We start from the raw sequence: 25,987 nt of genomic DNA, 5'->3' as shown, positions 1-25,987 counted from the left end.
ACAACAAATTTAACTATGAATCAATTTAGCTTAAGAGGGATTAAAGAGTTTTGGGGAATTGCCAAACTTTATTGGTTAGGCGATGAAAAACGAGGCGCACTCCTTTTACTTATCCTGCTTGGTGTTTTATTGCTCATGAACACTCAAGTCAAAGTATTATTGAACAACCTACAGGGAGATTTAATTTCTGCTCTTTCTGCCCGCGATCGGCTACGGTTTTGGCAAGGCATATTGTTTGCTTTTGGGGGTATAATCATTTTTGGGTTTCTCAACTCTGGCTATGGCTATGTCCGAGAGATAATAGGTATTTATTGGCGACGGTGGTTAACTCATCATTTACTTAACCAATATTTTAAAAATCGTGCTTTTTATGACCTAAATATCTTCTATAAGGAAATTGATAACCCAGACCAACGTATTTCTGAAGATGTTTCCAACTTCTGTCAGCAATCTGTGCAATTTTTGGTCAATTGTCTCGAATCTTTTTTTGTTGTTATTGCATTTAGCATCATTCTCTGGTCGATTTCTCAAAAGCTCGTTTTTGCTTTGGTCATTTATTCTCTATTAGCCTATATCATAACAATTGGTTTTTATGGCAAAAAGTTGACAAAATTGAATTTTGAACAGTTGAAAAAAGAAGCTAATTTTCGCTTTGGTTTAGTCCGTATCCGAGAAAATGCTGAGTCTATTGCTTTATATAATGGCATTTTGCCAGAATCTCATAAAGTCAAACTTATCTTTAATGAAGTTTTCAAGAATTTCAAGCAATTAATTTTATGGACAGAGGTTTATTTAAATATATTTAAGCATCAGTTTGGCTATCTCCCTTGGATTATACCAGCACTGATTCTGGGTAATCAAATTCTTTCAGGTGAAATTGAAGTAGGCAAAGTTACTGAAGCAGGAGGTGCTTTTGGACAAGTGGCTTTTTCTGTCAATTTGATTATGTATCAATTTGAAAAATTTACTAAATTTGCGGCTTCAATTAATCGTTTATATATCTTTTTAATCTATTTTAAACAACTGGAAAAAAATACTTCTCTTACTAAAAATATTGATATTGTCAACGACGATAATATAACCTTTACAAACTTGACTATTCAGACACCCAATTATCAAAAAACTCTCATAAGAAATATTTCTTTAACGCTGCCAATTGGTCAAGGATTATTAATTACAGGAAATAGTGGTTCTGGGAAAAGTTCTCTGTTGCGAACTTTAGCAGGTTTATGGGATTCGGGAACAGGTGTGATTGCCCGTCCGAATTTGGAAGAGATGCTATTTTTACCCCAGCGTCCTTACATGATATCAGGAACTCTGCGAGAGCAGCTTCTTTATCCTCGTGGTAAAACAGATTTGAGTGATGCAGAACTTTATCAAGTGCTTAAAAAGGTGAATTTGGCAGACTTAGTAGAAAGATTTGAGGGTTTGGATGTAGATAAAGATTGGACTGATATCCTTTCTTTAGGAGAGCAACAAAGATTAGCTTTTGCCAGAATATTAGTAACAAAACCCAAGTATGTCATTTTAGATGAAGCAACCAGTGCTTTAGATGCTGATAATGAAGAACAGCTTTATAATCTTTTAGTAGCAACAGGCGCAACGTTTATTAGTGTTGGTCATCGCCCTACCCTGAGAAAATTCCATCAGAGATTTTTCCATTTTTAATTTTGTTAACACTACCAGGTAATTTTTGTATGAGCCGTGTAATTATTATGAAATTTTAAACAGTGAGCCAAAGAACCAGTACGGTTCTAAAACTAGACCGAACAAAAATCTAATAATCTGATGTTTTGGAGGTAGCCAAGAAGTGGTCATGTGATGTATAGTATATGTCTGTGAGTTAGGTAAACTCTTAAAAATTTTCCCGTTAAGTTCCATAGGAGCACCTGGTTCAAATATGTATCCTGGACAAACAAGAATTTTGGGGCTTTCCTGTAATTGAGAAGCTATGATACAGTCATTTAACATGATCGGTCCGGTACTGTAGCCTATATAATAAGGCATTGTTTTATTGGCTGAATTGTCTTTGCGTTTTGGCAATTCCTCGAATACTTTTAGCCAAAGGGGATGCCCGGGAATGCTTCCCATAATAGCATTGCTAAAGCCAACTAATCTTGAGAGCACTAGCTCAAAATCTCCTAACAAACTATTAAGTGGCTTAAGGCATTCAATATCTATATCAATATAAAAACCTCCGTAGTGATAGAGGATAAAATAACGTATTGCATCCCAACGTTGAATGTTATAAGTGTAGGAATTATACACTGGGAGAAACCAGGAATAATGCTGTTCCATAAACTGATAAGATTTTGATTCATCCCAAAATTGATGTTCCCAATCCGGGTGATGTTGTAAAACTGTTTGATGATAGCGAAGATATTTTTGTGGTAGTGCTGCTGCTCCCGCAAAAAAAATCTGATGTATTATTTTGGGAATTTGGCTCATAAACTGCTATTTATTATTGATTTAAAATCGCACACCACCATCTACATCTATGATGCTACCAGTAAAATAGTCGCATTCAATAATGAAACGCATGGCTTGCCAAATTTCGTAAGGTTCAGCTATGCGACCCAGGGGAATTTGCTTAGTCATCTCAGCCAGTGCTTCGGTCGAAACTCGGCTCAGGATGGGGGTATTGGTTAATCCAGGTGCGATACCTGCTACCCGAAATCCAAACGGGGCTAACTCTAAAGCCCATGTGCGTGTGTCTGCATCTAATCCAGCCTTGGAAGCACTATAATTTGACTGACCGGGATTGCCTGACCTAGTGATAGAGGAAATATTGACTATCAAACTTGGCGTAATATTCTTCTCAATGACTGTTGCGGCAAATTCTCTAGCCATTAAAAAGGCACCTGTCAGATTCACATCAATGACTCGCTTCCATTGTGCTGTCGGTAGTTTACGGAGCCAACCTTCTTCATCTTGTGTGACGAGTAAGCCATCTCGTAGAATACCAGCGTTGTTCACTAGGGTATTAATATCTTGAATCTTTTCAAAAGCTTGGATAATAAAATCTTTTACTGATACTTCGTTAGCGACATCCAGATAAATTCCGTAAACTTTCCCGGAAAATTCGGCACTTTCTGCTTCCAATGCTTTTAACCCATCTACATCTAAATCACCACCTACTACCTTGGCTCCCGCACGGGCCAATTCTAAAGTTATGCAACGACCAATTCCGCTAGCAGAACCAGTGACTATAGCACGAATGTCTTCTAATTTCATAATGAATTTCTCTAGCCCTAAAATAATTTTTCTGATTGTGCTAAAAGCATGATAAGCTATTATAGTTCGATCAATAACATCTAAAGTCAGACTGTTGTTTACTAAACTTCTACTAAAGTAGTGTATACATGGAGAAACTATAGCTAAGTAACTTCCTGTATATTCTACAAAGTTGTTTACTGAATATTGAGAGCAATGTTTTCTGAATCAACGGATTTTGAATTTGTAGCTACCTTAGAAGCTAACTGGTTAATTATCCGCCAGGAGCTAGAGCAACTTCAGCCTAAAAATTTTATTGATTGGCCTGAGAAAGATATTTACAATCAAGGCTGGGAAGTTTTTGGACTGTATGCGTTTGGGCAAAGAATTGAAGATAATTGCCGCTTATGTCCCCAAACGACTCAATTGGTTGAAGGGATACCCGGTATGATGACTGCTGGATTTTCTTCCTTAGCGCCTGGAACTTATATTGGCCCTCACTTTGGCGTAACTCAAGCTGTACTCCGTTGTCATTTGGGTTTGATTGTGCCAGATGAATGTGGGATTAGAGTAGATAAAGAAACCAGAAGTTGGCAAGAAGGTAAATGCTTGGTATTTGATGACACATTAGAGCATGAAGCCTGGAATAAATCTGGGAAACCAAGGGTTGTTTTGTTGATAGATTTTCAAAGAGGCGAATTAAGGGCGAAAGAGCCGTTGGGAACTAACCAATCAGTTGATGAAGCGTATTGGTTAAAGATTTTGTCCCAAGTAGAAACTTCTGACAAACTATAAAAATTACGTTGAATTATGGAAGTTTATGTCCTACCACTGTCTTTAGCTCAAAGGCAAATATGGTTTAATGAAATATTAAGTCCAGGGAACATTGCTTACAACATTCCGATCGCTTTAAAGTTAGTTGGCGACCTTCATCAAGAAGCCTTAAAGCAGTCGTTCCATCAAATTATCTATCGTCATGAAGTTTTGAGGACGACATTTGCTATAGAGGATGGGGAACCTGTGCAACTTATCCATCCAGAAGGAGGATTTGAACTAGAGGAAAAAAGTCTGGAATTTTCTTTAGATGACCAGCCAGATCAGTTAAAAACAATCTTAGAAAGAGAGTCGCAAAGTCCCTTTAACCTTGTCAATGATTTTTTGATAAGGGGGGTCTTATATAGGATATCAAACCAAGATCATATTCTCCTAGTAAATTTACATCATATTATTAGTGATGGCTGGTCTTTAGGGATATTAGTACAGGAATTAGCGGAATTTTATCGTGCTTATTTGCAAGGCTCATCAGTTTCTTTACCCGAATTACCTATTCAGTATGGAGATTATGCTGAATGGCAAGTCACTTGGCTAAAAAGCCAGACTATTCAAGAACAAATAACATATTGGAAAAAAACTCTAACAACACCTCTGCCAAATTTAGAGTTACTTCTGGACAAAAAACGTCCACCATTACAAACTTTTCATGGTACGGTCTGGCGGCAAGTATTGCCTGTATCTCTCACCTCCAGCTTAGAAGCATTCGCAAAAGCGAATAATGCTACCTTTTTCATGGTAACACTAGCAGCTTATTACGTTTTGCTATATCGTTATACTGGTCAGAGTGATATTATCGTCGGTACAGTCAGCGCCAATCGACAACATAGCGAAATCACAACCCTCATAGGTTGTTTTGTTAACGCCTTACCCCTACGAGCAGATTTATCAGGTAGACCAACATTTCGGCAACTCCTGCAACAGATATCACTAACTTGTGTAGCAGCATTAGCAAATCAGGATGTTCCCTTAGAACTCATTGTAGAGGAACTCGAAATCCAGCGAAACCCTCAGCGATCGCCAATTTTTCAAACTCTGTTCGCCCTACAAAATGCACCTTTAGGGGAAATCCAGCTACCGGGAATCATAGCCACACCAATTTATATAGATAACGGCGGCGCTAAATTTGATTTGAGTCTAATGCTAGAACCGAGTGGATCGGGATGGCAAGTTGCACTAGAGTATAACACAGACTTGTTCACAGCACCAACAGCCCAGCGCCTCTTGACCCATTATCAACACCTGTTAACAGCAGTCCTGATAGACCCAGATGTTGATATTAACATATTACCAATATTAACCCACAGCGATCGCCAAGAACTTCTAACCTTGGGTTCGGGTCAAGAAACCACGCAAGAACAAGCAACAAACCTAGTAGAACTCTTTACTCACAGCGCCCATAAACACGCCAATCAAATTGCCATCAGCACCACAGACCAAGAAATAACCTATCAAGAACTCCACCAACAAGCTAGTCAACTTGCAGCCGTTCTGCAACAAAAAGGAATAGGAATAGAAACAAGAGTTGGCATTTACCTAGAACGAAGCACCAACTTAATCATAGCCTTACTCGCGGTATTGCTTTCCGGCGGGACTTATGTACCCTTAGACCCCCAATATCCTTCAGAACGGCTTAGGTTTATTGCTGAAGACAGTGGAATTACCCTGCTCCTAACCACAGAAAGTTTACTTTCTCACCTACCGATACAAGACCGCAAAATCTTAGTAATTGACCAGCTAGAACCTACCCAGGAATTCACTTTAACGACTCAAATCCTGCCTCAACAAGCAGCTTATATTATTTACACAAGTGGTTCAACCGGACAGCCAAAAGGATGTGTCATCACCCACAACAATGTTGTCCGATTAATGCGAAAAACAGATGACTGGTTTGGCTTCAATGAAAAAGACGTATGGACACTGTTTCACTCCTTCGCCTTTGACTTTTCCGTATGGGAAATATGGGGAGCATTATTATATGGTGGTAAACTCGTCATCGTTCAGTATTTAGAAAGCCGTTCTCCAGAAGCCTTTCGTAATCTTTTGCAGCGCCAAGGTGTCACTATTCTCAACCAGACTCCTTCGGCATTTCGGCAATTGATGCGTGCTGACCAAGCATTTCCAGACAAACTGGGATTACGAGTCATTATATTTGGTGGGGAAGCATTAGAATTGCAAAGCCTCAAACCTTGGATAGAACGCTACGGCGACAACTATCCCCGTTTGATTAATATGTATGGGATTACTGAGACGACAGTTCATGTAACCTATCGTCAAATCACGGCGGAAGATATTGATCAAAATCCGGGTAGCGTTATTGGGTTAACCATTCCTGACCTATCTCTACATATCCTAGATGATACTTTAGAACCTACACCTATAGGAGTAAGAGGAGAAATTTATGTAGGTGGTATGGGTCTCTCCAGAGGATATATCAACCAACCAACCCTCACTGCAACAAAGTTTATTCCCGACCCTTACAGTCTAGAACCAGGAGCGCGACTCTATCGCACCGGAGACTTAGCACGACGATTAGCATCTGGAGATATTGAATATCTGGGACGGAGTGACTTACAGGTAAAAATACGGGGTTTTCGGATTGAATTAGGGGAAATTGAAGCGGCTTTAACAGCATTCCCGGAAGTTGCAGAAGCCATAGTTATAGCTCATACTGTGACGACAGAGGATAAACGTTTAGTTGCATACATCGTCACAAATAGGCAAATGACAGCCGAGCAATTACGCACCACCCTCAAGGAGCAACTCCCTGATTATATGTTGCCCCAGGCATTCATGTTTCTCGACACTATGCCGTTGACTGCCCAAGGGAAAATTGACCGCCAAGCCTTACCGATTCCAGATTGGCATCAATCTGCCGCAAGACAAAGTTTCCTACCACCACAAACCGAAGCGGAAAAAGTGATTTGCGCTGTTTGGACGAAAGTTTTAGAAGTAGATGGGATTGGCGTTGAAGATAACTTTTTTGACCTTGGTGGTGATTCCATCTTAGCCTTGAAAGTTGTAGCAGAAATACGTCGCCAAGGGTGGCTATTAACGCCCAAAGAAATATTTCAAGAACAAACAGTCAAACGATTAGGAGTGGTTGTCGAAAGAGTTCATTCTTTGACCATTCCTGCCAGAACAGCTGAAGGAAGCGTTCTCCTAACTCCCATCCAAAAGTGGTTTTTTAGCCTCAATGTTGCCAATCCTCACCACTGGAACCAAGCCTTACTTTTTGAAGTTCACCAATCCTTAGAACCCACAACAATTGCCACAGCAATTCAAACGGTTGCTGCTCATCACGATACTTTCCGGTTACGGTTTGCAAAAGAGGAGGGAATTTGGCAGCAATTTTATGGGAGAAATGATGCCAATCTTTTTGCTTTTGCAACCTTAGATTTGAGCGACCAAGATGATTTAATGCAGAATGCAGCTAAGTCAAAAGCTGTTGAACATCTGCAAAAATCCTTGAATTTGAGTGATGGGCCTTTGGCTGCTGCTACTTATTTTTATCTAGGCTCAAACCGCTTACCTCAGCTTTTGGTCGTTATCCATCACTTAATAGTTGATGGTGTTTCTTGGCGAATTCTGCTGCAAGACATAAAGGAAGCAATCAATGGTAGCCAATTAGCTCCCGTATCCACATCTTTTCAGCAGTGGAGTGAATTTCTACAAAATTTTGCCAACTCCAGACATCTGCAAGCAGAAAGACAGTTTTGGATTGATACTGTCAAAACGGAAACTGCTACGTTACCTTTGGATTTTCCTAATGCTTTGATGGAAAATTTAGAAGGGACTGTTAAAAGAATTTCGCGGCAATTAACTACTGAACAAACCCAGATCTTTCTTACGCGAGCCAACAAAGCCTATCGGACTCAACCCCAAGAATTATTAATTGCTGCTTTGGGGAAAACCTTGAACCAAATTACCCAAAAAACGACTTTTCAAATTATCATGGAGGGGCATGGGAGGGATGAATTATCTTCAGATTTAGACATCACTCGCACCCTGGGTTGGTTCACAACTCTTTATCCTTTCTGTCTGGAGTTATCTAGTCAGGATTTGACTGTCAAGAATTTAGTCAGAACTGTTAAGGAGCAGGTACGTTCTGTTCCAAAATGCGGCTTTGGTTATGGTCTTTTAAGATATCTTAACCCTGAAACTGCTGATGATTTAGCTCTCGAATCACCAAGTCAAATCAGTTTTAATTATTTGGGTCAAGTACGAGGTGAGAGTGGTCAAAATAGGTTACTGAACTTATTAAATGAAGATGTAGAACTAACCCGTCATCCCGAAGGCAACTGCCCGCACATCATTGATGTTATGGCAATTGTTGTAGAAGGGCAATTGCGCGTTGATTGGTTGTATAGTTCTCAGTTGCATCAGGAAGAAACAGTGAATCAATGGGCCGAGAGTTTTCAGCAAAATTTAGCAGAAATACTTGCCCATTGTTGTGAAGTTAGTAAAAGTATCAGTGAATATACTCCCTCAGACTTTCCTTTAGTGCGGATTAGCCAGCCTAATTTAGATAGTTTGCAAGAAAGGTTTCCTCAACTGGAAGATGTATATCCTTTGTCCCCTTTACAGGAAGGAATGCTGTTTCATACAATTTTAAACTCAGAAGATGCGGTTTATTTTGAACAAGTAGCAGGCAAAATTACCGGAAAACTTGATGTTGAAAAACTTAATTCGGCTTGGCAGATAGTTATAAAAAGACATCCATCACTTCGTAGTGCTTTTATTTGGGATGGACAAAAAGAACCGCTACAAGTTGTTAATAAAGAAGTTAAATTTGACATTTTTCAACAAGATTGGTGTGATTTCTCAGTTGCAGAACAAGAAGGATTACGAGAGCAATATTTACTCAATGACCGTCAAAATGGATTTGTTTTGACGGCTGCGCCCTTGATGCGGTTTGCTGTTTTTCGCTTAGATAATTTTACTTGGCAATGGATTTGGAGCCACTGTCATATTATTCTTGATGGTTGGTCTTTACCAATAATTTTTAAAGAAGTGTTGACTGTTTATCAAGCCGCCTGTCAACAAACTCTGTTTTCTTTGCCACCTGTTCCTCCTTATCGGCATTATATTCAGTGGCTTTTAGAGCAAAATCCGCAGTCAGCTGGGGAATTCTGGCAAGAGGCTTTGGATGGTATTTCTACATCTACCCGAATTGCTTGGCAATTACCAAACGAGACAGAATCAGATACTTATGCGGAAGTAGAATTACGCCTTGATGCCCAACAATTTGCCCAGTTGCAACAGATGGCAAAAAGCTGTCGATTAACGCTCAATACGATCGCTCAAGGCGCTTGGGGACTCTGCTTACAAAAACATGGTGCAGGCGAAGATGTAGTATTTGGGGTCACAGTTTCTGGTCGTCCATCAGAACTGCAAGATGTAGAAAACATGGTAGGGTTATTTATCAACACTTTACCAATGCGAATCCGCCTCAACCCCGAAGTTACGGTAGCTACCTGGCTAGAAAAAATTCAGCAGCATCATACACAAATGAGGGAATATGAATATAGCAAGCTAATTGACATTCAAAAAGAGATTTCCGCTTCAGCAGGAGAACCCTTATTTGACAGCATTTTGGTATTTGAAAATTATCCAGTAGACAAAAGTTTAAAGGAACAAGGACGGGATTTTCAAGTCCATGATATCGAGTTCTATGAAAGAACAAATTACCCGTTAACATTAGGAGTTATTCCTGATGATGGTTTGTTGTTAAAGCTTAATTACCAGACAAAATATCTATCAGCGACAGCCGCAAATATTCTGCTGGGACGACTGCAAAATATCATGGTAAACCTGGCAAGATATCCAGATAGAGTGTTAGGAGAAATTACAGGTTTTTCAGCGCAAGATGCTGTAGACATGATAAATGCTGGAAAGGCAAAAAATATTACTTCGGGAGAATTCAAGGCAGCACATCAATTGGTTGAAGCACAAGCAGATTTAAGCCCTGATGCTGTAGCCTTAGTTTGTGATAACCAGGAAGTTACCTACGGAGAATTAGAAGAACGAGCAAATCAAATAGCCGCAAAATTGATCGAAGCAGGAGTTGGCTATGAAACTATCGTCGGGCTATATTTTCACCCATCAATTGCTTATATTATTGCTTTACTTGCTGTGTTGAAAGCAGGAGCAGCATTTCTCCCCTTGGAGAGCAGCTATCCAGAAGCGCGTCTGCAATTTATAGTGGAAGATAGTAAAACTCCTGTGATACTGACTTCAGAAAACCTATCACCAGGATTATTTTCTGATAAGGTCAAGGTCATAACTTTTAGCAAAGAGCCAGAAAAACCTACGCCTCACAGCACAAAACGTCTAAACAAAAAAATAAGTTCAGAAAACCTTGCTTACGTCATTTACACTTCTGGTTCTACAGGCAAACCAAAAGGAGTATTAGTTACCCATGCTGGGATTCAAAACTTAGTAAAAAGTCAAGCTTTGAGTTTTGGTGTCACAGCAGAGAGTCGCGTTTACCAATTTGCTTCTTTAAACTTTGATGCGGCTATATCTGAAATTTTTATGGCATTAGGGAGTGGAGCAACACTGTATCTCCAAAAAAATAACAACGCAGTGAGTTCAGCATTGTGGGCAAACCTCACAAAATGGCAAGTTACCCATTTAACTCTACCGCCTTCTCTTCTCGCCATCGTTGAACCATCAGAACTGCCTGAGTTATCAAGTCTGATTGTGGCTGGAGAAGCAGCAACATCTGAAGTGTTTCAACGTTGGGGAAAACGATCGGCAAGAGTGTTTAACGCCTACGGGCCGACAGAAGCAACTGTCTGCGCGAGTATCATGAACTGCTCCAATTTACTGGGTGAACCCAGTATTGGGAAAGCAATAGCCAATGTGGAAATATACCTCCTGGACTCTTTTTTGCAGCCAGTAGCACCGGGAGTTATCGGGGAAATCTATATTGGTGGTATTAGCCTAGCACGAGGTTATCTGAGTCGCCCTGAATTAACAGGGGAAGCTTTTATCCCTCACCCCTTCGCCACTAAGCCTGGGGCGAGACTGTACAGGACTGGTGATCGCGGCACCTACGACTCACAAGGAAATATCTGCTTTATTGGCAGAAAAGACTCCCAAATCAAACTGAACGGTTATCGCATAGAACTGGGTGAAATCGAGGCTACCTTAATTAAACACCCAACAGTAGACAGTGCAGTGGTGATGCTACGTCAAGACGTGCCAGGTCGCAAACGACTCGTTGCTTACGCCTGCATTACAAAAGATAGTCCCGCAACCAACGAATTACGAGACTACCTAGTACAGAAGCTGCCAGCCTATATGGTTCCCAGCACCATAGTACCCCTCAAACAATGGCCCCTTACCCCCAACGGCAAAATTGACCGCACTGCCCTTCCCACACCAGAACTAACAACTTTTGCAGCCACACCGAAAACTGCCACAGAAGAGATATTTGCTCAAATTTGGGTAGAAGTGCTGGGGTTAGAAACTGTTCATCCACAAGATAATTTCTTTGAGCTAGGAGGAGACTCAATCATGAGCTTGCAAGTTGTGTCTCGTGCTCGGACTGCTGGTTGGGAGATTAACCCGAAAGATATCTTTGAAGCTCAAACCCTCTCGCGCATAGCAGCAAGAGCCAAACCATTAAGCCAGCAAATCGAAGTTACGGAGCCCTTAACCGGGGTTGTTCCCCTTTCTCCAATTCAACACTGGTTTTTTGCTCAAAATTTACTCCATCCTCACCACTGGAATCAAGCAGTGGCTTTGAGTATTGACGAACCATTAAACATAGATGCCTTCTCTCGTACTTTAGACGCGATCGCATTTCATCACGACGTATTGCGGTTAAAATTTTCTCAAAATCAGGGTAAATGGGAACAATCTTACTCCGGTGCTGCAACTCGTCCCGCCTTGCGAGTCCTCGACTTTAGCAATTTACCGGAAGATGCTTTAACGGCAGCAGTGGAAACTGAGCACGAAAGTATTCAATTAGAGCAGTCGCCATTATTCAGAATTCTCTATGCTAAAAATCTTGCTAAGTATGGCAATGTCTTGTTTTTCTTGGCACATCATTTAATTGTCGATGGGGTATCCTGGCGAATTTTACTTGCAGATTTGAGCCAAGCTTACCAACAAGCTATAAATGATTTGCCTATTTCCCTACCATTGAAAACCTCTTCTTATCGCCAATGGACGACATCTTTAACAACCCTGGCTAACTCAAAAGAAATCATTGAGGACTTTCCATTTTGGCAAAACATTCTATCAACTCCGGTTGCAATTTTACCCGTAGATTATCCCTTATTACCCAATACCAATACAGTAGACAGTCAAGCGGTCAGATCTTGCCAATTGACTACCCAAGAAACAAACACTCTGGTCAAAGTGGCGATCGCCACCTATCATGCCAGCGTACAGGAAATTATGCTAGCGGCATTACTGAAAACTCTCTACGAAGTTTATCAATTAGAACCTTGGCTCATCGATTTAGAAGGACATGGGAGGGAAGAACTGCATGATCAATTAGATATTTCCAGAACCGTAGGCTGGTTTACTTCTATATACCCAATTCTTTTAAAGAAGCCTGCTGATTCAGACCAATACTCATTGCTCAAAGAAATCAAAACCCAATTGAGAACAATTCCTCATCATGGCATCAGCTTTGGATTGCTGCATTATCTGAATCAGGAAAAAAACTTACAGCAAATTGCCAACAATCAAAAAGCCTCGATTAGCTTCAACTACTTAGGTCAAATTGATAACTTAACCAAAAATCATTACCCATTCAAGATGAGTCATGCCCCCACAGGCACAGGTCTTTTTGGCAAACAAGAACGCTCCCACCTACTCGCAATTAATGCTCGCATCCAAAATGAATATCTCCAAGTGGATTGGTCTTATAGTCAACAGATTCATCATCCCCAGACTATCAATAGACTTGCTGAAGTCTATCTCAATAACCTCCGCTTGTATCTTACAGATTCGCCAGCGACAGATTCCTCATTTTATAGTGCTACTGACTTTCAATTAGTAAACTTGTCAGAAAGCGAACTAAATTCTCTACTAGAAGATCTAGAATAAATATTTAAAACAGGAGAAATTCTATGCCATTAAAAGCTCAAATCGAAGACATTTTCCCCCTAACTCCATTACAAAAAGGACTATTATTCCATTCACTTTATGAACCAGAATCAGGTATATATTTCGAGCAATTTCATTGCCGATTAGAAGGTGATGTCTCTGTTAGTGCTGTTCGCCAAGCATGGCAAACTCTCGTCAACCGTCATCCTATTTTACGGACGGCAATTATTACCAAAGGTCAAACAGAACCAGTACAAGTTGTCTTTCGTGAACTGGTATTTAATATTTTAGAAGAAGATTGGCGTGGTTTAAATAACTCTGCCCAAGCAACCCGCTTCACAGAATTTCTAGAAGCAGACAGAAGAAAGGGATTTATTCTTAATCGTCCGCCTTTAATGCGAGTTACCTTAATTCGTCTAGCTCAAGATTCTTGGCATTTAGTATGGAGTCACCATCATTTAATTTTAGATGGTTGGTCTTGGCCCTTGCTGTTACGCGAATTCTTAATGTTGCATAAAGCGAAGAGAGAAAATGTAGAAATCTCCCTACCAAATATCCGCCCTTACGGTGATTTTCTGGCTTGGCTCAAACAAAAAAATCCCCAGGATAGCGAAGCTTTTTGGCATCAATATATGGATGGATTTGAAAGTGCGACTCCGCTTTTAATGATATCTAAAACCAAGCCAGAAGGTGCTTTTCTTAAAGGAGAAATAAAACAACTATTGGCTTCAGAAGTAACAGAGTTATTGCAAAAATTAGCTCAAAATTGTCGGATCACTCTCAATACTGTGATTCAGGGGGCTTGGGCGATACTGCTAAACCGCTATAGCCGTAATCAAGACCTAGTTTATGGAATTACAGTAGCAGGACGACCCCCGGAATTACCAGGAGTAGAAGGGATGATCGGCCCCTTCATAAACACCTTACCATTGCGTGTTTTTATCTCCGAAAAAGAACCCCTTGATACTTGGTTACAAAACCTGCAAACACAGGTGGTTTTAATGCGTCAGTTTGAACACTCTAGCCTTTCAGATATTCAAGGATGGAGTGATGTGCCTAGAGGTCAGCCATTGTTTGAAAGTCTGCTGGCTTTTGAGAATTTTCCTGTTGATACATCGTTAAAAGCAGGAGACTTTGGCCTGAATGTGCCAGAGTGTTCTTTTTTTGAAACGACTCATTATCCATTAACTTTGGTAGTAGTACCGGGGAATGAATTATCTCTGAAATTAAGTTATAATGCCGATCGCTTTGATACGGTAGCTATGGAATTGCTGCTAAAGCAATTCTGTGATTTGCTCATTAATATGGCAAATAACGCTCAAGAACCTTTGCAGTCTTTATCTTTAAATGCTCAACTTATTCCAAAATTAGATCGGGAAGAAGAAACTCCAAAACCGATTTTAAAGAGTAGAGTAACCCTCAAAGAAAAATTTGCAAAAATCGTTAATCAATACCCTCAACGCACTGCACTCACGTTTGAAAATCAAAATTTGACATATCAAGAAATAGACACACAATCTAATCGCATTGCTCATTATCTCAAAAGGCAAGGTATTGGTGCAGAAAAACGGGTTGTGATTTGTTTGGAACGTTCTCCAGAATTAATTATTGCTATGCTGGCTGTTGTCAAAGCAGGAGGCGTATACGTTCCTGTTGACCCAGCTTATCCCCGTGAAAGAATTGAATTTACTGTTAGTGACTGTGAAGCAAAACTCATTCTCACCACAACCGCAATCCGTTCCCACCTACCAGAATCTCAGATCAAAATTTGTTTAGATGAGGAAGATGCACCTTTCTTAACAGAAAGCACTGAGCCTTTGTCAGAAACTCTTGATCCAAACTCAGGGGCTTATATCATATACACATCTGGTTCCACAGGACAACCCAAAGGCGTACTGATCACGCAACACAACCTTATCCGGCTGTTTCAGAGTACAGAACATTGGTTTGCTTTCAATGAGCAAGATGTTTGGACATTTTTTCATTCCTTTGCTTTTGACTTTTCTGTGTGGGAAATTTGGGGTGCTCTACTTTATGGTGGCAGAATAGCGATCGTTCCTCATTGTATCAGCCGTAATCCCCAAAGCTTTCTCCAACTCCTCCAACAAGAGCAAGTGACAGTTTTGAATCAAACACCCTCAGCCTTCGCTCAATTACTTGCCTGTAGAAGTCTTAGTGACAAATTATCTAAGTTACGCTACATTATCTTCGGTGGTGAAGCCTTAAACCTCCCAAGTTTGCGCCCTTGGTTTGAGCATTTCGGGGAAAATCAAACCCGCTTGGTGAATATGTACGGGATTACAGAAACCACCGTTCATGTCACCTACAGATTAATTACTAAACAAGATATAGACAACTCATCTGGTAGTTTAATTGGTCAACCTATACCAGACTTAGATCTCTATATCCTTGACCCTTATGGTAATCCCTTACCACCCGGAGTTATTGGTGAAATTTACATTGGCGGCGCAGGAGTTGCTAGTGGCTATATTAACCGACCAGAACTGACTGCTCAACGGTTTGTTAAGGACTGTTTTGCTGATTTATCAGTTAATTCAGATTCCCACTTGTATCGCAGTGGTGATTTAGGTCGCTTTCTGCCTAACGGTGATTTAGAATATTTAGGACGCATAGACAATCAAATAAAAATTCGTGGTTTCCGAATTGAAATCGGTGAAATCGAAGCTGCGATTTGCCAGTTCTCGGAAGTGCGTGAAGCTCTAGTTTTAACGAACTCCGACACTGAAACTGAGGAAAAATATTTAATTGCTTATATAGTTTGTTACCCAGAAAAGCAACCCAGCATCGAAACTCTACGAAAATACTTACAAACCAAACTGCCTGAATTCATGATACCAGCGCAGTTTGTCTACCTCGAAAAATTCCCACTAACTCATAACGGTAAAGTTGATAGAAAAGCTTTACCAAAACCAGAAACTAAGAGAGAAAATCTCGAAGTTTCTTTTATTCCTCCTGCTACACCTATTGAGGAAATTTTAGCGGATATCTGGCAACAAGTCTTAGGTGTAGAACAGGTCAGCAGATTTGATAATTATTTTGTCTTAGGCGGCGATTCTATCCGAAGTATTCGTGTTGTTTCTCTTGCCCAATCTCAAGGAATCAACCTAAAGCTAGAGCAAATTTTTTCTTATCCTGTGCTATCAGATTTAGCTGCTAGAGTGACTCAATCTGATGTGGTAGAAAATATAGATGACACACCCTTTGCTTTGATTTCAACAGCAGACCAAGAAAAATTGCTAGATTGGGCTGATAATGCTTATCCCTTAGCAAAACTGCAAACTGGGATGCTCTTTCATAGTGAATATTCAGAAGCTTCGACGACCTACCATGATGTTTTTAGCTTCCGCATTCGCATCCCCTTTGACATCAAAAATTGGGAAAAAGCATACACCCAAATAGTTGCTAGACATCGGGTATTACGGACAGCATTTTATTTAGCTGAATTTAGTCAACCCCTGCAAGTTGTTGTTAAACAAGTACCTGCAAAAGTTGGGTTTGAGGATATAACTCATTTATCAACAACAGCGCAGGATACTTATATTAAAAGTTTTATTGACCAAGAAAGAAAGAATCGCTTTGATTACAAACTTGCACCGTTAATGCGGTTTCATATTCATTTGCTTGATAAAAATGTGATGCAAGCAACTTTAACATTGCATCACGCGATCGCAGATGGATGGAGTTTAGCCAACCTCTTAACAGAATTAACAAGCTCATATCTCCATTTAACGAACAAAAATGTACCCCCCTTACCCCCCGCACCCCAATTAGAATATTCTCGGTTTATTGCTTTAGAACAACAAGCATTAAAAGACGACAAACAAAGAGAATTTTGGCAACAACAAATAGCAGGACTTCCCTTCACTCAACTACCCCGTCTGCATGAGACAAATTCATCAGAATCAAAACCAAAGACAGGGAAAATTGACATCATCTTACCAGATTCCCTTTCCCAAAGAGTAAAAAACCTCGCTCATCAATTGGGCGTACCTTTAAGAACTGTGTTATTGGCGCTCCATCTGCATATTCTGGCTGTTTTTTCAGGAGAAGAAGAAGTTGTTACAGGATTAGTCAGTAACAGCAGACCTACAGAAATTGATAGCGATCGCGTTTTAGGATTATTCCTCAATACATTGCCATTGCGTTTAAAATTACCTTCGGGGTCTTGGATTGACTTGATTCAAAAAACTTGGCGTGCTGAACAAGCATTAATGCCAAATCGTCATTTTCCTGCTTCAGAACTGCAAAGATTAAATGGGAATCAACCTTTCTATGAAACCTCTTTCAATTTTGTTCACTTCCATGTCTATGAAGGACTATTAAAATGGCGAGAAGTTGAACTGATTCAATCAGAATCTTTAGATGAAACAAATATTCCCTTTGCTGTTAGTTGGAGTGAGGAAGTCGCTACCGTTAGCCTAGCTTTAAATATCACATACAACACAGGGCAATTTAGCGATCGGCAAATCACCACCATCGCTCACCATTATCAACATAGCCTAGAAGCCTTAACCGCCGATCCTCACGCTCATCGCCTCATTTATGAGAATCATGAGCAGCTATGCGCCGATATTCCATATTCTCCCCCGCCTAGTCAATGGGTACATGAAAAAATTGCCCAACAAGCTGCCAAAACTCCAGATGCAACAGCAGTCATTTTTGAAGGTGACAGTTGGACTTATGCACAGTTAAATCAAAAAGCGAATCAGTTAGCCCGATTTTTGCTGAGTTGCGGTATTGGTCTAGATAAAGCGGTGGGTATTTGTCTAAAACCATCTTTAGAAATGATTTGTGCTTTACTTGCAGTCCTCAAAGTTGGCGGCTGTTATGTGCCGATCGATCCACAATATCCCCTTGCTCGCATTCAAAGAATGCTCCAAGATGCAGAAATCAGCCTTTTATTAAGCCACTCAGACTTACAAATCCCTGACCTAGCAGAAAGCGGGAGTCAAGTCCTTTTCCTTAATCACTGCACAGAAGAAATTAATCAACACCCTTCTGAAGACCTAAACCTGCCAATTTGGGGTGAAAATCTTGCTTATATTATTTTTACATCCGGCTCCACAGGACATCCCAAAAGCATAGCAATTTCCCATCAAGCATTAGCGTGTCATATAAACTGGTTTATTGACACTTTCAGTGTTAGTCCTCATGACATTATTTTTCAGAAAACTTCCCTTAGCTTTGACGCTTCCGTAGATGAACTTTGGGCACCTCTAATGGTTGGAGCAAAACTCTTAATTGGCAAACAAGGCGCACATCAAGACCCTGGCTATCTTGTGCAAAAGATAAAGAGTGAAGAAGTAACTTTGCTAGTTGTTGTACCGAGTTTATTAGAGGTGTTACTTGGGGAACCCGAATTTGCAGAATGCTCTAGTCTCCGTTTAATGTTTAGTGGTGGTGAAGCTCTAAAAACGAGAGTTTGGGAACAATTTTATAAGCTATTAGGGATTCCCTTAGTGAATATTTACGGCCCAGCAGAAACAACCGTTGAGTCAGTCTATCACACTTGCCGAGACAGGGAAAAAACAGCGACAATTCCCATCGGTCAACCAGTCAAAAATACGAGACTTTATATTCTCAACTCCCACTTACAACCCGTACCTATTGGCACCCCTGGAGAATTATTTATCGCAGGTTATCAGCTTGCTCGCGGTTACTGGAGGGCACCTCGAATAACCGCAGAAAACTTTTTACCAGACCCGTTTACAGAAAACGCAGGTTGCAGGATGTACCGAACAGGCGATCGCGCTCGTTATTTACCAGATGGAAACATTGAATTTCTCGGACGCGCCGACCAACAAGTTAAAGTCCGAGGATTCCGCATAGAAACTGGCGAAATAGTCGCAGCATTAGAAAAACAACCTTGGGTAACTTGCGCCGTTGTTAAAGCATTTTCTCTCCCCGACGAACCAAGCCGTCTCATTGCTTATTTAGAACTAAAAGAAACCCCAGCAAATTGGCAGAAAAAACTGCGGTTGGAGTTAGCCCAGAATCTGCCCAATTACATGATTCCTTCCCTCTTTATCAAGATTTCAAATTGGCTATTATTACCAAATGGTAAAATTGATATTAACTCTCTCCCTCATCCAGAAGCAAAAGATGCAGCTATTCGGGAGGAATATGTTGCTCCACAAAATGAAATTGAAAGTGTTTTAACCAATCTTTGGGAACAAGTATTACAAGTTTCTAGTATTGGTGTTAGTGATAACTTTTTTGAATTAGGCGGCGACTCAATTATGGGGTTACAAATTATTGCTAAAGCGAGAGATAAAGGTTTTTACTTTAGTCCCCAAGATTTGTTTAAATACCCCCAAGTTGCTGCATTGGCATCTCAAGTTAAGATATTAAATCATCGATCGATCGCAACATTGCCAAAAATTGAAGCAGGTGAAGTTCCTTTAACCCCAATCCAAAATTGGTTTTTTCAACAATCCCTCTTGGTTCCCGGACACTGGAATCAATCAATTCTATTAAATATCAAACCTGAGTTTGAATCATCGCAATTCCACACAGCTTTAACTCAAATTGCTAAAACTCACCCAGCTTTCCATCTACGATTTCGTCACACTGAAACTGGCTGGGTACAGGAATTAGCTAAAGATAATCATCCACTCAATTTTGATATCGTTGACCTTACACATATTCCCGAAAAAGAGTTATCCGAAAAACTGCCACCTATAGCCACTCAATTTCAAAGTCAACTTAATTTAGAAAGAGGGCCTCTGTTCCGTGCAGTCTATTTCAAAACAGAAGAAAACGCCCCTGACAAATTATTACTGATTATTCACCACCTGATTGTTGACGGTGTTTCTTGGCGGATTATTTTGCGAGATTTAGCATACTGTATTTTACATAACCCAGAGGAAATTGCTGCCAAGAGTGTGAGTTTTCCCCAGTGGAGTTATTATCTCCAGCATCAGACTCAAGATTATGATTGGGAGCAAGAACTTAATTTCTGGAAAACTCAAAGTGTAGATAATCCAACTTTACCGATCGACTTTCCTAAAAACATTTTAGATAACAAAGAAAGTTCGATCGGGCAAATTGAGTGTCATTTCACCAAAGAAGAAACCGACACTCTTTTATTGAAACTACCTCGTACCCACAAAGCACGCATACAGGAAGTTTTACTCACCGCCCTATTATTCGCCGTGACAGAATGGACAGGAGATCGGGAAATTACGATCGCCCTTGAAAGTCATGGAAGAGAAACTTTAACTAACCAGAAAACTTCCTCCGTTGTGGATATCTCTGATACTATAGGTTGGTTTACTTCACTATTCCCTTGCAAATTAGAAAAAATAGATAGTGATATTTTCAAAAATCTAGCAGCCATTCAAAAACACCTAGAGAACTTGCTGAATCACAGTTTTTCCTATGGAATTCTCAGCACAAAACCAGAATATTCCTTCCTGCTACCGCCAATTCCTCAAAGTATTTTGTTTAACTATTTGGGTCAGTTTGATGAAACTATCTCGAAATCAGCCCCCTTCACACCAGCAGTTGAAGAAGTTGGTTATTCTCGCCACCCAGAAAACCAACGCAGTGTTCCCCTAGAATTAACAGGATTGATCGTTCATGAAAAATTAGAGATCCGGTTTGTCTACAGCCAAGCATTACATCAAGAAGGAACGATTCGCCGTTTAGCAGATAGTTTTGATAAACATTTACATCATTTATTAGCAGAACGTCCCACACAACAATCTAGTTGGACTCCTGAAGATTTTCCCCTAGCAAAACTCAACTCAGAACAACTAATTATTGCCTTAGCAAAAACGAATGATGTTGAAGATATTTATCCTTTATCTTCAGTTCAAGAGGGAATACTTTTTCATACCAACTATCAATCTGGCACCGATGTTTATCTGCAACAGGTCAGTGGAGAAATTCAGGGTAAGTTAGATGTAGAAAAGTTTAAAACAGCTTGGGAATCTTGTATTAATCGTTATCCTAACTTACGTGCTTCCTTTGTTTGGCAAGATTTACCGCGATCGTTGCAACGAATACACCACTCGGTCAATTTACCTTTTATCTACGAAGACTGGCGCGAACACAGCACTGATGAACAAGTCAAAAAATGGTCGGTTTTATTAGCCACAGACCGCCAACAAGGTTTATTAACAGAAATAGCGCCATTGATGCGTATGACTTTAGTGAGAACTGAAGCAGAAAGTTGGCTATTCTGTTGGACTCATCATCATTTACTTTTAGATGGTTGGTCACTACCCCTAGTTTTCCGTGATGTCATTGCTTTTTATCAAGCGGATAAGAGCGATCGAGACTTGAACTTATCTAAACCTGCTGACTACCGCGATTTTATTGTTTGGTTAAATCAAAAAGAATCAGGAACAACTGAAGCCTTTTGGCGACAACAATTAAACGGATTATCCTCAGCAACAAGTTTTGGATTGGCATCACGAAAACCCAATGCTGTTGCTGAATATCAAACCTTACAAACAACTCTTAAAAAGGAAGTTTATACCCAACTCAAGGCTTATGCTCAAAAGAATCAAGTCACATTAAATACTTTGGTGCAAGCTGCTTGGAGTCTTTTGTTAAGTAAGTATAGCGGTGCTGATGAAGTCATTTATGGTGTTACTGTTTCAGGACGACCAACCGAATTATCAGGATTTACTGAGATGGTAGGTTTGTTTATTAATACCCTGCCTTTACATATCAAATTAAATTCAGCAAAACCTTTGCAAGATTGGCTCATAGAAATTCGTGACAGTTTAGCAGCAATCAATGAATATTCCTTCACTCCCTTAGTAGATATTCAAGCATGGAGTCAAATCAAGAGAGGAGAACCATTGTTTGAATCAATTGTCGTATATGAAAATTACCCAGTGTCAGAAGGTCTACGGCAACATTCAGGAGAATTGACGATTCATTCAATTGAATCTTTGGAAAAGAATCACTATCCTATTAGTCTTTACGCTTTACCAGGGGATGATTTAACTCTAAAAATTGCTTTTCAACCGCAGATTGGCAGTGCAACAGAACGAGAAAATCTCTTATCCCATTTAACGCAGATATTGACCAGTATTGCCATAGAAAAACCACAATTTCTGGGTGAAATTAACTTGTTATCGAAAGCAGCTGTAGATGAAAGCAATCAGTCTATTTTCCAACGCCCGATCGGATTAATACATCAACTCTTCAGCCAACAAGTTCAAAAGACACCCGAAGCGATCGCCATAGATCCTGACATAACTTACATAGAAATAGAGCATCAATCTAACCAAATTGCTCGCACACTCTTGCAACTAAATGTGACAAGGGAAACCTTAGTAGCAGTTTTTCTGGAACGTGAGGCAAGTTTGCCAATAGCACTGTTAGGAATTATGAAAGCAGGAGCCGCATACCTCCCTCTTGACGCAACCTTCCCTAGCGATACGCCTAACGGCACACTTGGCGATCGCATCTCTTGGATGCTTGCAGACAGTGGAGCATCTGTGATCGTTACCCAAGAGAAAATAGCCGATCAATTACCAAAAACCTCAGCAACAATGGTATTCCTAGATAAGCTATCTCCACAACCAGATACACCATTACCTGTGCTTTCTGAGAACAATCATTTAGCTTATCTCATCTATACATCTGGTTCCACTGGAAAACCCAAAGGAGTGCAAATTCAGCATGAATCCGTAGTTAATTTCCTCCTCAGTTTCCAAGAAAAACTACAACTAACCGATGGCGATACCTTAGTAGCAGTCACAACAGTTTCCTTCGACATTGCTGGCCTAGAATTGTTCTTACCACTCATAAGTGGTGCGAGATTAGTCATAGCTGATAAAGAAACCACCAGAGACGGCTTTAAATTAGCCCAACTCCTCCAAGCCAGACAAGCCACCATCATGCAAGCCACCCCAACCACCTGGAGACTGCTATTAGCAGCAGGTTGGCAGCCAGACAATGGTTTTCGTATTCTTTGTGGTGGGGAAGCTCTGCCAATAGAACTAGCTGAATCTCTGCTCAAATTTCAAATTCATCTGTGGAATGTTTATGGACCAACCGAAACCACAATTTGGTCTACTATCAAGGAAATTAAGAAACAAGAAGATGCACTTTCTATAGGTAAAGCAATTGCCAACACCTCAATTTATATTTTAGACAGCGCCGGAAATCCCGTCCCCGAAGGAATTGTTGGAGAATTGTTGATTGGAGGAATAGGATTAGCACGAGGCTATCGCCACAGACCAGATATCACAGCAGAAAAATTTATTCCCAATCCCTTTGCAGTCAATCCAGGCGAGCGACTGTATCGCACTGGAGATTTAGCACGTTGGCTACCAAATGGTGAAATAGAGTTTTTGGGACGCAGAGATTTTCAGGTCAAAATACGTGGTTTTCGGATCGAACTGGGGGAAATCGAAACAGTTTTAGAAAGTCATCCAGTTATTGCTCAAGCCATTGTCCAAGCTATTGACGATACTGACGCAGGTAAAAAGCTTGTTGGCTACTTGGTGATCAAAACCGAAGCTGAAAAACCGACCATAGAAGCTCTACAATCTTATCTATTGGCAAATCTGCCAGATTATATGTTGCCTTCAGCTTGGGTATTTCTTGAAGCAATGCCTCTGACACCTAATAATAAGGTCGATCGGCGATCGCTACCATCACCAAATCAGTCTACTTTTCAAAATGAATACATAGCACCAAGAAATACTGTTGAAGAAGTATTAACTTATATTTGGCAAGAAATTCTGCAAGTTGATCAAGTTGGAGTCATGGACAACTTTTTCCACCTTGGCGGGCATTCTCTCCGAGCCGCTCAAATTCATGCTCGTATTAAAAAAATCTTCTTGATTAATTTAGAATTACGTGAACTTTTTGACACCGTGACAATTGCAAAAATGGCAGAACTTTTACTCGCACGAGAACTCCAACCTGGACGTACTGAAAAAATAGCTAAGACATTTTTACGCCTCAAGCAAATGACACCAGAAGAAAAAGCCAAACTCCTCCAAGAAAAGCAGATGTCGCGGACTACGATATGTACAAGTGAACTAAAGCAGAAACAAAGAGAAGAGACTTAATAATAATCGTTCTTCTAGACTAAGGAATGAAAAATCAATAAATGGATTAATGAGTGAGTTGAGGTACGGCTCGATAGTTCCATTTGGGTAAATATTCATCAAAAACAATTTTCAGAGTTTTTTTGAAATGATCAGTTACCTTTCGACCCGTTTGATAGACTTGATCAACGACATTGACAACGACAGATAGCCCCGTATTGGTGCGAGTTTTTTCCATGAGAGTTTTGACCAAACCGAGACTGGTAAAAATCACTCCTTGACAAGCTCGAGTTAGATGAGGAAAAAGTCGATGTTCAATGGGATTATATTTATATGAAATCCTTAAATTAGTGCTACAGATGGCAAGGGAACAGGGAACAGGGAACAGGGAACAGGGGGAAAAGAAAATAGGGAATAGGGGATAGAAAAAATTGATTAGCCACCCGATCAAGTATTTGTAGCAAACATTTAAGAATTTCATATTAGATGTATAGGGAGGGTAATGAGCAATTCGGATCTCAATTCCAATTTCATCAACTAACTTTTGTAAATCTTGTTTAAAAATATAATGATTAGCATTATTACTACCACATTCACCAACCAAAAGAACAATCTTGAATTACTTTCGCAAGAGCTTTATTGATTTGACTATGCCAATAAAGATGATTCCGTCTAGGTTTAAGTGTTCGTAAAGTACGGAGGCGACTTCATCCTGTTTCCGCCATGTCTTAAAAAAGACAAAGTGTTAAAGCCTACAATCGAATCTCCAAAAGGAATTAAACCCAGTAAATAAACACAAAATAGACATAAAGGAAATAGTAAAGCAGTTTCGATTAAACCTGTCAATGCGTTGGTTGAAAAAGGAATTGCCAAGCTGTAGTGTAGCTCTCTTAAAATAAGAACATGAATTAAATAGATCCCAAATACGCTGGGAGTTAAAAATTTGCACCACTTAACTACCAGATTTTGTTCCGAAACAGATTCAGTGATGTAAACTAAGATACCAAAACATCCGATCGCTAGAGGAATAGTACTCACGCTGTTGTAATTGGTGCTGTAAAAATAGCCATTTGAATGAGTGGTGGTAATACACTCAACGTATTTTCCGCTTACATTACCTAAAAGACCGATGAAAAATAAACAAAGATATTGAATGATGGGAATTCGCTCAGATTGATACCGGATAAAATAATATCCGAATAGGTAGTATCCCAAATCAGGTATCCATTGGGTGGCAATGTTCCAGAGGAAAATACCGTTCATTACCTGGAAAATTTCCAAGATGGCCATCAAAGTGAAGATACCTGCGATCGCAAAAGCCTGTTGAGTTTGGGATAATTTAGCTAACCATAACCGCAGCCAAGGTGTTAACAGATATAAACCGATGATTGCTAATAGGAAGTAAAGATGCCATGAGATTTGGCCGATCCAAAAATCGTGCCAAATCTCAGTAGGGGTTTTGGAGAGATTCCAACGGAATTCCAATGGCATATAGATAGAGCCCCAAACGATCAAAGGAATTCCCACCTTTGGGAGGCGTTTTCGATAAAAATCAGACCAGGTTTCTTGATTGTTTTGGAACCCCATTAAAAGCATTCCACTGATAATGAAAAACGCTGGAACTGCCCAAATAAAAAGGCTCTGAGTGACATTGATAGACCACCAAGACCAGCCTATTTCAGTTGGATTGTATAAGCCTACTTGGACGACATGAATAAACATGACTCCCCAAATGGCTAATACCCTAATTACATCCCCACCCAACCAATATTTGCCCTGAAGTATAGCCATTGATTTCGTAGTCCTTTAAAAGGACAAAGCTAAATAAATTA

Annotated in this window: 8 protein-coding genes; 4 read left to right on the top strand and 4 right to left on the bottom strand. The window is 40.1% G+C overall.

Annotated features, from left to right (window positions below; translation table 11 throughout):
- Positions 1–15: 15 nt before the first annotated feature.
- The gene (locus PL8927_RS02435; RefSeq protein ID WP_083617257.1) at positions 16–1,668 is read left to right on the top strand and encodes an ABC transporter ATP-binding protein/permease; all 1,653 of its coding nucleotides are present in this window, start codon (positions 16–18) and stop codon (positions 1,666–1,668) included.
- 45 nt (positions 1,669–1,713) lie between these two features.
- Here PL8927_RS02435 and PL8927_RS02430 read toward each other — a convergent pair whose 3' ends face one another.
- Positions 1,714–2,448, bottom strand: coding sequence for a glycosyltransferase family 32 protein (locus PL8927_RS02430; RefSeq protein WP_083617253.1), 735 nt, complete (start codon positions 2,446–2,448; stop codon positions 1,714–1,716).
- A gap of 21 nt (positions 2,449–2,469) precedes the next feature.
- Positions 2,470–3,234, bottom strand: a complete 765-nt coding sequence (locus tag PL8927_RS02425) for an SDR family oxidoreductase (protein ID WP_083617250.1) — start codon at positions 3,232–3,234, stop codon at positions 2,470–2,472.
- A 195-nt stretch (positions 3,235–3,429) separates the two neighbouring features.
- Here PL8927_RS02425 and PL8927_RS02420 point away from each other — a divergent pair, with 195 nt between their 5' ends.
- From PL8927_RS02420 to PL8927_RS02410, 3 genes are read left to right on the top strand one after another with little or no spacing between them, the layout of a single operon-like run.
- Positions 3,430–4,008: an aspartyl/asparaginyl beta-hydroxylase domain-containing protein gene (locus PL8927_RS02420; RefSeq protein ID WP_083617247.1), complete on the top strand. Its 579-nt coding sequence runs from the start codon at positions 3,430–3,432 to the stop codon at positions 4,006–4,008.
- 15 nt (positions 4,009–4,023) lie between these two features.
- Positions 4,024–13,113: a non-ribosomal peptide synthetase gene (locus tag PL8927_RS02415; RefSeq protein ID WP_083617244.1), complete on the top strand. Its 9,090-nt coding sequence runs from the start codon at positions 4,024–4,026 to the stop codon at positions 13,111–13,113.
- A 23-nt stretch (positions 13,114–13,136) separates the two neighbouring features.
- Positions 13,137–24,176, top strand: coding sequence for a non-ribosomal peptide synthetase (locus PL8927_RS02410; RefSeq protein ID WP_083617241.1), 11,040 nt, complete (start codon positions 13,137–13,139; stop codon positions 24,174–24,176).
- A 46-nt stretch (positions 24,177–24,222) separates the two neighbouring features.
- Here the strand turns inward: PL8927_RS02410 and PL8927_RS28330 are convergent, their stop codons facing one another.
- Both PL8927_RS28330 and PL8927_RS02395 read right to left on the bottom strand, forming a co-directional pair.
- Positions 24,223–24,759, bottom strand: coding sequence for an ISAzo13-like element transposase-related protein (locus PL8927_RS28330; protein WP_083617240.1), 537 nt, complete (start codon positions 24,757–24,759; stop codon positions 24,223–24,225).
- A gap of 74 nt (positions 24,760–24,833) precedes the next feature.
- On the bottom strand, positions 24,834–25,946 hold the full coding sequence (locus PL8927_RS02395) for an acyltransferase (RefSeq protein WP_083617238.1): 1,113 nt from the start codon (positions 25,944–25,946) through the stop codon (positions 24,834–24,836).
- Between the last annotated feature and the right edge of the window lie 41 nt (positions 25,947–25,987).

The organism is Planktothrix serta PCC 8927, assembly GCF_900010725.2.
Taxonomy (GTDB): domain Bacteria; phylum Cyanobacteriota; class Cyanobacteriia; order Cyanobacteriales; family Microcoleaceae; genus Planktothrix; species Planktothrix serta.
Note: the sequence above shows the minus strand (reverse complement) of the source record. Positions and strands in the feature narration are given on the sequence as shown.